The sequence below is a fragment of the Sphingomonas sp. JC676 genome (genome assembly GCF_014489075.1).
Classification (GTDB): Bacteria; Pseudomonadota; Alphaproteobacteria; order Sphingomonadales; family Sphingomonadaceae; genus Sphingomonas.
This window is the reverse complement of sequence record NZ_JACTGR010000002.1, coordinates 170,171-182,861: the sequence shown is the minus strand read 5'-3', so window position 1 is coordinate 182,861 and position 12,691 is coordinate 170,171. Positions and strand designations below refer to the sequence as shown.

10 protein-coding genes are annotated in these 12,691 nt (G+C 63.9%); 9 read left to right on the top strand and 1 reads right to left on the bottom strand.

From position 1 onward, the window contains the following. Positions 1-43: 43 nt before the first annotated feature. The 9 genes from IAG41_RS07775 to IAG41_RS07735 all read left to right on the top strand — a co-directional run bounded on the left by IAG41_RS07775 (position 44) and on the right by IAG41_RS07735 (position 10,690). Positions 44-904 carry a phytanoyl-CoA dioxygenase family protein gene (locus IAG41_RS07775; protein ID WP_187728062.1) on the top strand — a complete coding sequence of 287 codons (861 nt, stop codon included), beginning with the start codon at positions 44-46 and terminating at the stop codon, positions 902-904. Between the two features lie 54 nt (positions 905-958). Next, the gene (locus IAG41_RS07770) at positions 959-2,494 is read left to right on the top strand and encodes a tryptophan halogenase family protein (RefSeq protein ID WP_187728061.1); all 1,536 of its coding nucleotides are present in this window, start codon (positions 959-961) and stop codon (positions 2,492-2,494) included. A gap of 154 nt (positions 2,495-2,648) precedes the next feature. Further along, positions 2,649-5,600 (top strand): TonB-dependent receptor domain-containing protein, encoded by a 2,952-nt coding sequence (locus IAG41_RS07765; RefSeq protein WP_316251111.1) that lies wholly within the window; start codon positions 2,649-2,651, stop codon positions 5,598-5,600. A 75-nt stretch (positions 5,601-5,675) separates the two neighbouring features. Further along, positions 5,676-6,347 (top strand): DUF6445 family protein, encoded by a 672-nt coding sequence (locus IAG41_RS07760; RefSeq protein ID WP_187728060.1) that lies wholly within the window; start codon positions 5,676-5,678, stop codon positions 6,345-6,347. A gap of 1 nt (position 6,348) precedes the next feature. Next, complete coding sequence (locus tag IAG41_RS07755; protein ID WP_187728059.1) at positions 6,349-8,160, top strand: family 43 glycosylhydrolase; 1,812 nt, start codon at positions 6,349-6,351, stop codon at positions 8,158-8,160. A gap of 111 nt (positions 8,161-8,271) precedes the next feature. Beyond that, positions 8,272-8,679, top strand: a complete 408-nt coding sequence (locus tag IAG41_RS07750) for a DUF350 domain-containing protein (protein ID WP_187728058.1) — start codon at positions 8,272-8,274, stop codon at positions 8,677-8,679. 25 nt (positions 8,680-8,704) lie between these two features. Further along, positions 8,705-9,127 carry a hypothetical protein gene (locus tag IAG41_RS07745; RefSeq protein WP_187728057.1) on the top strand — a complete coding sequence of 141 codons (423 nt, stop codon included), beginning with the start codon at positions 8,705-8,707 and terminating at the stop codon, positions 9,125-9,127. A gap of 4 nt (positions 9,128-9,131) precedes the next feature. Further along, complete coding sequence (locus IAG41_RS07740) at positions 9,132-10,277, top strand: glutathionylspermidine synthase family protein (RefSeq protein WP_187728056.1); 1,146 nt, start codon at positions 9,132-9,134, stop codon at positions 10,275-10,277. Between the two features lie 2 nt (positions 10,278-10,279). Next, complete coding sequence (locus IAG41_RS07735; protein WP_187728055.1) at positions 10,280-10,690, top strand: potassium channel family protein; 411 nt, start codon at positions 10,280-10,282, stop codon at positions 10,688-10,690. A 523-nt stretch (positions 10,691-11,213) separates the two neighbouring features. On the opposite strand, the gene IAG41_RS07730 is transcribed toward IAG41_RS07735, so the two are convergent. Then, entirely contained in the window at positions 11,214-12,641 is a 1,428-nt protein-coding gene (locus IAG41_RS07730; RefSeq protein WP_187728054.1) for a glucoamylase family protein, read from the bottom strand. Positions 12,642-12,691 lie beyond the last annotated feature (50 nt).

The following is a 12,691-nucleotide window of genomic DNA, read 5'->3' as shown; positions in this document are numbered from 1 at the left end:
ACGCTCCCGGTCCTTAAGCAGTCGGGGAAGGAGTTGGTTGGCGATGGCGGGTATTCAGCAATCGCGGCGCGGCGCGGACGACTATGTCGCCGATTATCAGCGCAATGGCTATGCGGTCGTGCGCGGCCTTCTCTCGCCCTCCGAGCTTGAGACGATCGGTGCAGCGATCGATCAGGTCCATGCCGTGGCCCTCGCGCATGGCCGCAGCTTCCGCCACGGCAATCTGTTCTACAACGTCGCGCCCGGCGAGGCCGGCGAGCCACCGGTGGTGCGGATGGCGCAGTGGATGTCGTATCACCAGCCGGTGCTCAACGGCGTGCGCACCGATCCGCGCATGGCCGAAATCCTCGCGCCGCTGATCGGCGGCGATTTGAAACAGATCATCAACCAGCTCCATTGGAAGGCGCCCGGATCGCGCGGCGATTTCGCCTGGCACCAGGATTCGCGCTTCCGCCGCCCGGAATCGGCCTATCGCAATCTCGGCGCCTCCTATGTGCAGACCGGCCTCGCAATCGATCCGCACAATCCCGAGACCGGCGGGATGCGGTTCATTCCCGGCAGCCATCTGCACGGCGTGCTGGGCCTGGACACCTCCACCGAAGTACTCGGCAGCGAGATGCAGGATGCGGTGCTCGAGGCAGCGGGCCTCTCCGCTGAAGACACCGTCGACCTGGTGCTCGAGCCAGGCGATCTCGCGCTGTGGAGCCCCTATCTCGTGCACGGATCGGGGACCAACCGATCGACCCACCGGCGGCGCTTCTACATCAACGGCTATGTCCGCGCCGAGGATTGCGATCGCGGCGAATGGGCCTTCCGGAATGGCGAGCCCGTGCCGTTCGGGCCCGAGCAGGCACTCGTCCATTACGAGGCGCTGCGCGAACATGGCGAGCCGCATTACGTCTGACTTGGCGCGTTCGCTGTAACCGCTTACTGCTCGCGGCATCAGGAGCGGATGACAATGACGACAGGCGAAAACGCCCCCCTCAAGACCATCACCATCGTCGGCGGGGGCACTGCCGGCTGGATGGCCGCGGCGTTGCTCTCGCGACTGTTCGTGCGAGGCTATGAGATAAGGCTGATCGAATCCGACGAGATCGGCACGATCGGCGTAGGCGAGGCGACGATCCCCGCTATCCGCGACTATCACAAGCTCGCCGGGCTCGATCAGGTCGAGATGATCAAAGCGACCCAGGCGACGTTCAAGCTGGGCATCGAGTTCGTCAACTGGCGCGAGCCGGGGCACAGCTACATCCATGGCTTCGGCAAAATCGGCCAGGATATCTGGTGGCTGCACACCCACCAGCTCTGGCTCAAGGGCGCCGAGCGCGGCACCGTGCAGCATTTCGACAATTACGCGCTCAATTGTCTGGCGGCGCGGAGGAACAAGTTCTGCCTGCCCGATCCGCGCAATCCCGGGTCGCCGCTGGCGGGGCTCGACTATGCCTATCATTTCGATGCCTCGCTGTTCGCGAAATATCTGCGCGGCCAGTCCGAGAGCAGGGGCGTTCAGCGGATCGAGGGGAAGATCGTCTCGGTCGAGCTGCGGCCCGAGGACGGGTTCGTCGACCATGTCGTGCTGGCGGACGGGCGGACAGTGGACGGGGACCTGTTCGTCGATTGCTCGGGCATGCGCGGGCTGCTGATCGGGCAGGCGCTAGGTGTCGGCTATGAGGATTGGAGCCGGTGGCTGCTGTGCGACCGGGCGCAGGCGGTGCCGTGCGAAAGCACGTACCCACTGACGCCTTATACGCGATCGACGGCGCGCGAGGCGGGCTGGCAATGGCGCATTCCGCTGCAGCACCGGATCGGCAACGGGCATGTCTATTCGAGCGCACACCTGTCCGACGACGAGGCGGCATCGGTGCTGCTCGCCAATCTCGACGGCAAGCCGCTCGCCGATCCGCGGCCGGTGCGCTTCCAGCCGGGCAAGCGCGACCGGGCATGGGAGAAGAATGTCGTCGCGATCGGGCTGTCTAGCGGGTTTCTGGAGCCGCTCGAATCGACCAGCATCCACCTGATCCAGACCGGCATCCTGCGGTTGGTGGCGCTGTTTCCGGGCCAGGGTTTCAACGCCGCCGACATCGAGGAATATAATCGCCAGGCGGACTTCGAATATCGCGACGTGCGCGACTTCATCGTCGCGCACTACAAGGTGACCAATCGCGAGGACACGCCGTTCTGGGCGTATCTGAAGCACATGGAGGTGCCCGACAGCCTGACCGAGCGGTTCGAGCTGTTCCGCGCCTCAGCCCGCTTCTTCCAGCGCGGCAAGGCCGAGCTGTTCCGCGAAGAAAGCTGGGTGCAGGTGCTGCTGGGGCAGGGGCTGGAGGCGCGGTACGACCCGATGGTCGAGATGCTGCCCGATGACGAGCTCGCCGCGATCCTGCGCGAGATCGAGGAGGTGAACGCGGATGTCGCCAATGCGATGCCCGATCATGCCGAATTCATTGCCCGCCATTGCAAGGCACCGCCGCTGGCGAGTGTTGCCGTTTAGGCACGGTCGCAACATTCCGGAAATCTGAGAACGTTCTCAACTGTCGGCGGGATTGACAGGCTGGTCCAAAGTCGTTTTTGACATCGTTGTCGGAAAACAGAATCGTGTCAGCGGTCATGTAACCGGTTACAACGAGGGTTAGGGGAGGAGTTAAGTGATAAATTCCAACATCTTGCGGGCGAATCTTGCTCGCGGCATTTCGGGTGCTGCACTGGCTGCGGCGCTGGCAATCAGTGCGCCCGCCCAAGCGCAGACCACTGCCTCGCTGCGGGGGCATGTCGACGGCGTAACCGCCGGTGCGGTGGTCACGGCGACCGATAACAACACCGGTCAGGCAGTCACCGGTACCGTAAACGCGAATGGCGAGTATTTTATCCCGGGTCTGCGCCCCGGCACCTATTCGGTGCAGGTGGCAGGCGGCCCCGAGGCGGAAACCGTGGTCGTGCCGGTCGGCCAGACCGTCGTTTATGACATCGCCGCGGCATCGGCCAACGCTGAGATCGTCGTCACCGGCCGCACCGGCGGGCGCAACGAGACGCGTACCGCGACGATCACGACCAACATTAGCCAGGGGCAGATCGACAATCTGCCGCAGAACGACCGCAACTTCCTGAACTTCGCGGCGCTCGCCCCCGGCGTCAGCGTCACGCCGTCGGGCACCAACCGCCAGGTCCAGGCGGGCGCAACGAGCTCCGACAACACCAACGTCTTCATCGACGGCCTCAGCCTCAAGAACCCGATCAACCATGGCGGCGTCGCCGGCCAGAACTTCTCGAAGGGCAATCCCTTCCCGCAGCTCGCGGTGCAGGAGTTCAAAATCGACACCCAGAACTTCAAGGCGGAATACGAGCAGGCCGGTTCGGCGATCATCACCGCGGTCACCAAGACCGGCGGCCAGGATTTCCATGGCGACCTGTTCGGCGAGTGGCAGCCCAAGTCGTTCATCGGACGGCCCTATTTCGATCGTCCCGGCCATGCCAACAACCCCACCGGCGCCACGCCGAAGCCCGATTACAACCGCTGGCAATATGGCGCAGATCTGGGTGGCCCGATCATCAAGGACGTGCTGCACTTTTATGCCGCGTTCGAAGGAACCGATCAGAAGCTGCCTTCGACCGGCGTGAACTTTCAGGTAGGCGACAACGTCCCCGCTCCGATCGCCAGCCAGTTCAACGGCAGCTATCCGCAGACCTTCAATCAGAAGCTCTATTTCGGCAAATTGAGCCTGTTTGCCACCGCCGACGATACGATCAACGCCAGCGCGTTCCTGCGCCGCGAGAAGAACCTGTCGGACTTCGGCGGCAATTCGGTCCCCGAGCACGGCCGCACGCTCAACAGCGAGATCAACGTCTTCCAGGTCGACTGGTCGCACCGCGGTTCGAACTGGCTGAACGAATTCACCGTCGCCTATAACACGGTCGAAAACGGCACGCCGCGCGCGAGCGATGCGCCGGAAGTCGTGCTGACCCGCGCGCCCGACATCAGCAGCGGCGAGGTCGCCTATTTCGGCGGCAACAGCTTCATCCAGAACGACCACCAGAAGACGTTCACGGTGAAGAACAACGTGACCTTCTACGGCGGCAATCATGTGATCAAGGCCGGCGGCAAGGTGGTGTTCAACCAATATGAGCGCCTCGAGGATAGCCGCAACAACGGCACCTATTACTACAATGCCGCGACGTTCTCGGATCCCGCGGTGCAGACGCCGACTGCTGCCCGCATCTCGACGGTACCGGTGCTGCCCGCCAGCGCCAACAACACCCAGATCGGCCTGTTCGTGCAGGACGACTGGACGCCCGACGAGCATTGGACGTTCAACCTCGGCCTGCGCTGGGACTATGAGACTAACGCGAAGAACGAGAATTTCGTGACGCCGGCAAAGGTCGCCGCTGCCCTTCGCGCCTATCAGGGCTGGAAGGCTGCGGGGATCAATCCCGAGGACTATATCTCGACCGGCAACAACCGCGATCCGGACTGGAAGGCTTTCCAGCCGCGCCTGGGCGTCAGCTATGACGTGAATGGCGATCGCGACCTGATCTTCTTCGCAGGTGCGGGCCGCTATTACGACCGGCCGCTGTTCATCGCGTCGGGCATCGAGACGATCAAGAACTACTATCAGTCGATCTCGACGATCACCTTCTGCAACGGAACCGGCGTCGTCACGCCGCCCGCCGGCTGCATCCCGTTCCAGTCGTCTCTCCGTGATCCCGCCGCGCTGCGCGCTGCGGCGATCGCTCAGGGCGTTGGCGGTGACGTCTGGCTGCTCAACAACGATACCAAGCTGCCCTTCTCGGACCAGTTCAACGTCGGCATCCGCAAGCGGTTCGGCGCGATCCAGACGTCGCTCAGCTTCTCACACATCCGCAGCCACAACATCTTCCGCTATGTGCGCGGCAACCGCCTGCCCGACGGCACCTATACGTCGCAGGGTGACCAGTGGATCGAGGACAACTTCCCGCCCGCCGGCCAGCTTCCCGGCTTCCAGGGCAAGCTGAACATCGGCGACAACCACGGCAAGGCGGTCTACAACGCGATCTACATCACCGCGGAAAAGCCGTTCACGGGCAATGCTCGCTGGGGCTTCACCTCGTCGCTCACGCTGCAGCGCGCGCGCACCAACGTCGCGCAGGAACTCGCCAATAACGACGAGTTCTACAATGGCCCGCGGGTCGACGTTTATGGCTGGAACTATGTCCAGGGCGTTGAGAAGTTCCGCTTCGTGGGCACCGGCATCGCCCGGGGCCCCTTCGGCACGGTCCTGTCGGGCACGCTGACGCTCGGTTCGGGCCCGGCATTCGGTAACATCATCTTCAAGCCGAACCCGCCGGAGAATGCGTGCTGCTACGCCAATATGGGCGGCGTGTTCTTCCCGCACGAGACGTTCGGTTACTCGAACCTCGACCTGCGCATCGCGAAGAAGTTCAAGATGCCGTACGCCGATGGTCACGAGCTCGAGGTCAGCTTCGCGGCGTTCAACGTGTTCGACACGGTCAACCGCTCCTATTCGGCATGGGGCGCAGGCAGCGGCGAGAACCCGACGTTCGAGGAGAATGGCACGATCGGCCTCGCCCGCAGCTTCCAGGTGGGCGCGAAGTACAAGTTCTAAGCCGTTTGGCTTGGGTCTATTGCAGGGGGAGGGGAGCTTCGGCTTTTCCTCCCCCTTTTCTTGAATGGGTGACCGATGAAGCCCGAACTGCGCCGCGTCGGCGAAAGCCAGAGCCCGGTTGTCGTCCTGGACGGCTTCAGCGAGGCAGTCGGCGATATTGTCGGAATCGCGGCGGCGATGGCGCCGTTCGAGGCGAGCCGGGGAACCTATTATCCCGGGCTGAGGCGGATCATCACGCCGGCGGACGGGGCCGCCAACGCCTATGTCGAGCACATGCTGGAGGCGGCGGCGCCGTTCATCGGCGGAGCGTTCGACTTCGATCGCTTTGACCTGCTCGAGGCGAGCTTCTCGATGGTGACTGCGCAGCCGGACGCGCTGACCGCCGTCCAGCGGGCGCCGCATTTCGATTCGACCGATCCCGGCTATCTCGCGCTGCTCCACTATCTGGCGGACACGCCGGGCACCGCATTCTACCGCCAGCGATCCACCGGTATCGAGATCGTCGACGACGGCAATGTCGACCGCTTCGTCGGCGCGGCCAGGGCCGAGAGCGTGGCGATGGCCGGCTATATCCGCCAGTCCGACACCTATTTCGAGCAGACCGGCGTGATCGAGGGACGGGCTGACCGGCTCGTCATCTATCGCGGCAACATGCTGCATTCGGGGATCATCCCCGAGGACATGGACTTTTCCAGCGACCCGCGCCGCGGGCGGCTGACCGCCAATATCTTCATCCTAGGACATTGAAATGAAGCGCACGATCCTGCTGCTGAGCCTGTTGGCCGCGACTTCCGCTTATGCTCAGGCGCCCAAGCGGACCACTATCAACCCGGTCGACTTGGATTACCGCTACAATTTCGAGCAGTTGAACGAGGGCATCTCGTACCGGACCGGCGCCGATCCGGCGGTCGTCCAGTTCAAGGGCGCCTATTACATGTTCCAGACGCTGGCCGACGGCTATTGGCGTTCGACGGACCTGATCGACTGGACCTTCATCATGCCGAGCCGCTGGCCGTTCCAGTCGATTGTGGCGCCCGCGGTCTGGGCCGATGGCGACGAGCGCATCCTGATCCAGCCCTCGATGACGCGGCCCGAATCGATCCTGTCGAGCACCGCGCCGGAGACGGGCAAGCTCGACTTCTTTGTCCGCCGCATGCCCGATCTGCCGGGCGCAGTGCAGGGCGGGTTCGAGGATACTATCAAGGAGCCGGGCCAGGTGCCGCCGGGCCCCTGGGATCCCGCATTGTTCAAGGACGATGACGGCAAATGGTATCTCTACTGGAACTCGTCGAACGTCTTCCCGCTCTACGGCATGGAGATCGAGTTCAAGGACGGCCGCCTGATCTACAAGGGCAAGGCCCAGTCGATGCTGGCGCTGCATCCCGACCAGCATGGCTGGGAGCGCTTCGGCCAGGATCATTCGGGGGGGCTGCCCAATGGCACGCCGATCAAGCCCTTCATGGAAGGCGCCTGGATGACCAAGGTCAATGGGCGCTACTATCTTCAGTACGGCGCGCCGGGCACCGAATATAATGCCTATTCCAACGGCACCTATGTCTCCGACAAGCCGCTGGGGCCGTATGAATACGCGCCCTACAATCCGGTGGCCTACAAGCCCGGCGGGTTCGTCCAGGGGGCGGGGCATGGTTCCACCTTTCAGGACGTGCATGGCAATTGGTGGAACACCGGCACGCCGTGGATCGGCTATAACTGGACGTTCGAGCGGCGCATCGGCATGTGGCCGGCGCACTTCGCGGCCGACGGCCAGATGTCCGTATCGACGCGGTTCGGCGATTTCCCGCAATATGTGCCGACGAGCAAGATCGACGATCCGGAGAGCCTGTTCACCGGCTGGATGCTGCTTTCGTACAAAAAGGCGGCAAGCGCTTCGTCGACTTTTGGAGAGTTCGCCGCGGACCGGGTGACCGACGAGAATCCGCGAACCTTCTGGGTCGCCGGCGCCAACAAAGCGGGCGAGACGCTGACGGTCGATCTGGGCGCGGCCAAGACGCTGCGTGCGGTCCAGGTCAACTTCGCCGACTACAAGTCGAACCGCTTCGCCGATGCGGACGACATCTATACTGAATTCGAGCTGCAATCGTCGGTGGACGGCAAGGCATGGGCGCCGCTGGCGAAGACCGAGGCGCCGCGGCGCGACCGGCCCAATGCCTATTTCGAGCTGCCGGCGCCGGTGAAGGCGCGCTATGTGCGCTATGTCCATGACCATGTCGGCGCGGCCAATCTGGCGATCAGCGACATCCGCGTGTTCGGCAGTGCGGGGGGCAGGGCCCCAGCGATGCCGGGCGGCGTGACGGCGAAGCGGGACGCGGACCAACGCGATGCGCATATCGCCTGGAAGCCGGTGAAGGGCGCGGTCGGCTACAATGTGATGTGGGGCATCAGGTCCGACCGGCTGACGCTCACCTATCAGCGCTGGGCGGACCAGGGCGCGGCGTTGGACCTGCGCGCGCTCAATGTCGGGCAGGGCTATTTTGTCGCGGTCGAGGCATTCGACGAGAATGGCGTTTCGAAGCGGAGCAAACCGATCGCGATCCGCTGATTGGCTTATGGGGAGTGGGGGCGGATCCGATGTGATTCCACAACGGCCTTCCAGAAGCGCCGAGCCGCTGATACGCATGCGGTATTGGGCGGACAAAGGGGAGGGCGCGCCATGTTCCAGTATTTCACCGACACGCTACCGCATTTTCTGGCGTATTTCGCCGCGGCACTCGGCCTCGCGATTGCGTTTCTGGTTCTCTACGTCCTGATCACGCCGCACAAGGAATTCGCGCTGATTCGCGAAGGCAACAGCGCAGCCTCGATCCAGCTGACCGGCACCTTTATCGGCTTCGCCATTCCCGTCGCGGTGGTGATCGGCCATTCGGTGAGCATCCCGGACATGCTGTTGTGGGGCGCGGTCGCGGCCATCGTCCAGCTGGTGGTGTTCTTCGTGATCGCGCGGCTGCTTTTCACGACGATCTCGAAGCGGATCGCCGATGGTTGCGTCGCTTCCGGGATCTTCGTCGGCGGCTTCGGGCTGGGAATCGGCATCCTCCAGGCAGCCTGCATGGTCCCTTGAGCAGCCGGCCGACAGGAGGTCCGCAATGAAGAAACAATTGTCCATGACCACGGCGATGGCGGCGGCCTTGATCTCGCTGCCCGGATGCTCGTCGAACGACGGCTGGAACGACGACGTCGTCACCGATCGCGACACCGCGATCTGCGTCGACAAGGAAGGCAACCGCGTCGATGACAGCCAGTGCGGCCAGCGCACGGTCTATCACGGCGGCGGCGGTAGCGGTGTCGGCACCGCGTTCCTCTGGTATTATCTCGGGCGCAATTCCGCCGTTCCCTATTACGGGGAATCGATCCGCAACCCACGCTATGCCGGCCTTGGCTCCTACGCGCCGCGCGCGGGGGTCAGCTATGCCGATGCGCCCGCGGCGTCGCGGATGACGCGATCGGCAGCGGTCTCGCGCGGCGGTCTCGGGTCGCACGGTCGCAGCTTCGGCGGCGGCAGGTCCTGACGGCGTGGAGCGGCACGCAATCGCGCCGCGCGACGACTGGCAGGCGAAGGTCGAAGCGCAGGGGCTGATCTGGCACAGTCAGGACGGCGATCCCTATTGGGACGAGAGCGCCTATTATGCGTTCGAGCTCGCCGAGATCGAGAAGATCGAGGCGGCGGCCGAAACCGTCTATGACCTGTTCCTCGAGGCGGGCGAGCGGATCGTCGAGGACCCCGAGGTCCTGGAGATATTCGGCATCCCCGAATATTGCCACCGGGCGCTCAAGGCGGCGTGGCGCGACGAGCCGCCGTCGCTCAACTATGGGCGGTTCGATTTCGGCTATACCGGCGAGGGCGATCCCAAGCTCTTCGAGTTCAATTGCGACACGCCGACCTCGATGCTCGAGGCCGCGGTGATCCAGTGGGACTGGAAGGAGGCGCTGTTCCCTGAACTCGACCAGTTCAACAGCCTGCACGAGAAATTGATCGGACGCTGGGCGGAAATCCGTGCGCGGCTTCCCGACCAGCGGATCTGGTTCACCCATACCGCCGATCCCTCGCACGAGGACACGATCACCACGACCTATATGCGCGATCTGGCGTCGCAGGCTGGGCTCGAAACGCTTGCGATCGTGATCGACGATATCGGTCTCGATGCGCGCGGACGGATCGTCGACAGCGAAGACCAGCTGATCACCGCGATCTTCAAGCTCTATCCCTGGGAATGGATCGTCAACGAACGCTACGGCCAGGACATCGTCCGTCACTTGCCCGAGACGGCGTGGATAGAGCCGATCTGGAAGATGCTGTGGAGCAACAAGGCGGTCCTCCAGGTGCTGTGGGCGATGTTCCCCGACCATCCGAATCTTCTGGAGGCGTCGGTGTTCAAGGAGAAGATCGGCGACAGCTATGTCGCGAAGCCGTTCCTGGCGCGCGAAGGCGCCAATATCGAGGTTGTGCAGCGCGGGCTGACCGTCGCACGATCGTCGGGCGAGTACCGCCAGGGACTGACCATGTACCAGCAACTCTATCCGCTGCGCGACTTCGGCAACGGCTATCCGGTGCTCGGCTGCTGGGTCGTGGACGGCGAAGCGGCGGGGATGGGGATCCGCGAGGACGGGCTCATCACCGGCAACCGCGCGCGCTTCATTCCGCACGTGATCAGGGGGTGACGATGAACAGGCTGCAGGCCGCGACCGATACGCTCAAGGAACTGGCGCTCGCTTATGTGGTGCTGCTTCTGGGCTTCACGTTGCTGTTCATGGCGATCGAGGGGCACAATTTCGCCGACAGCCTCTACTGGGCGGGCACCACCGCGACCTCGACGGGCTATGGCGACATCAGCCCGAAATCGACGGCGGGGGAGATGCTGGCGCTTGCCTTGATGCACATCTCCATCTTCGGCGTGGCGCCGCTGATCGTCGTGCGGCTGGTCGAGCGGCTGAACCAGGATCGCGATGCCTTCACGCATGAAGAACAGGTGCGGATCGTCGAGACGCTGGCGCGGATCGAACAGGCAGTTGCGCGCCTGGAAGCGGGTCGGTTCGAGAGGGTCGATGGAGCTGGCGGATCTGCTGAGCTGTGAACCGGGGCAAGGGTTAGCCGGCCCGGGGATTGCCTGCCTGTCAGAAGGTCCGCTGCCGCATCATCGGCTCTCGTCTGCAGTTGGTGCAAAGCGCTCACGCTCCTCACCGTCACCCCGGCCTTGTGCCGGGGTCCATTCGCAATTTGGTGAGACGCCCAAGGCTTTAGCGGCTCATGGTGGTCCAAGACAGCGGCCGAGATTGCCACGCGGCCTATGCCGTCCGCTGCCGCTCGTGCAACTGTCCATCTGGTCCATCCCGAAAGGACGATTTCGCGCAGCGACCATTAGGTCCATAATGGATGACAGGCCCCGAGGCGGTTACCTACGGGACTTAGGGCTGGGCGATCTAGCCCCCTCTCCTCGCTCAGCCCGTCACGCTACAATCAGCGGTCGCTGGTGATAAGAGCGGCCGTTCCCTCACCGTCACCCCGGCCTTGTGCCGGGGTGACGGTGAGGGGCAAAAGGCATCTTCTAATGTCCGGAACTGGGTCGTTAGCGGACGTCGTCGTTAGTCGAGAAGCCCTCAGCCGCCCAGCCATCCTCCGGTGAAGCCGGCCAGCTTGAGTCCTTTGCGGATCGCGGGCGAATTGCGCATGTGCTTCCACACGAAATCGCTGCGGTAATTCGCCGCCATCGCCAGGATCGGGCCCTGGTCGATGCCAAGATAATCGTCGTTCACCCAGCCCTTCTTCGGATCGACGCTGCCCTTTTCGGGGCGGACATCGGTGTATTTGAAGCTGGGGTTGAACGAATCCAGGAAACCATATTTGCCGTAGAGCCGGTCGCCATATTCGCGCTGCATCGCCTCGGCGCAGGGAATGACGATCTCGGGGGCGAAGGGGAGGCAGCCTAGGGCCGCGGTGGGCGCCAGTGTGCCGTCGTCACGCTCGTCGGGCTGGCCCAACGGGCCGCGCGCGGCATAGCCGAAGAACTCGCGGGTCTCACCCTTGAAGGGCTTGCGGAAATTGCCCGGGCCGTCGCACGCGGTGAGGCCCCAAATGTCCTTGGAGAAGCCGTCCCAGCGCATCGGATTGGCGATGCAATAGGCGCGATCGGCATAGGCGGCGCGGCGCGTATTCTCGAAATAGTCGAGCCCTGCCTCGCGCATCACCTTGTCCTGGATGCCGCGGAAATCGATCCAGGTGTGGCTGTACTGGTGGCCGAACAGCGGCGCGAAGGCGAGGTGGCGGGTCGGGCCCTCGCCACGCCAGAAGCGCGGGTAGGGGGCGGTCCAGGCCTCCCAGCTGTTCGCGGGCACGGCATGCTCGGGCGCGCCGAGCCCGAGGATGTAGACGAACATGCCTTCGTTATAGCCGTCCCAGTTGCGCTCGATCAGCCCGCGCTCGGGATGCCAGCCCATCGAGATCGCCTTGCGCCCGTCGGTGCGGAAGAAGTTCCAGTCGGCACGGGTATAGATGGCCAAAGCGAGGCGGCGGATCTCCCGCTCAGCGGGATCGGCGCGGTCATAATATTGGCCGGCGAAGAGGATGCCCATGAACAGGATCGTGCTGTCGACGCTCGAGAGCTCGACGTCGCGGTACCGCTCGCCGCTGATCATGTCGATGAAGTGGTAGAAGAAGCCCTTGTGGCCGATCTTGCCGGTCGGCTCGGGGCCCTGCGGCGATTCCCAGAAGAAGCGCAGGGTGGTGAGCGTCAGGTCGCGCGCCTCGGCGCGGGTGATCCAGCCGCGCTCGACGCCGATCGGATAGGCGGTGAGCGCGAAGCCGACCGAGGCGATACTGCAGAATGCAGGGGTGGGGTAGCGATCAGGCACGAGCCCGTTGTCTCGGCGCGCGGTTTCCCAGAACCAGCGGAAGGTCCGCTTCTCTATATCCTCGTAGAAGGCGGGGAGGGTGGGGCCGGCAGCGGGCGCGGCGACGACGGTTGCGGGAAGCACAGCACCGGCAAGCAGCACCGGGCCCTGCGAAAGAAGCGCACGACGATCGATCATGATTTGGGTCCTCTACACCAAAAAATCAGGGGCAGCACGCAGGGTGCTGC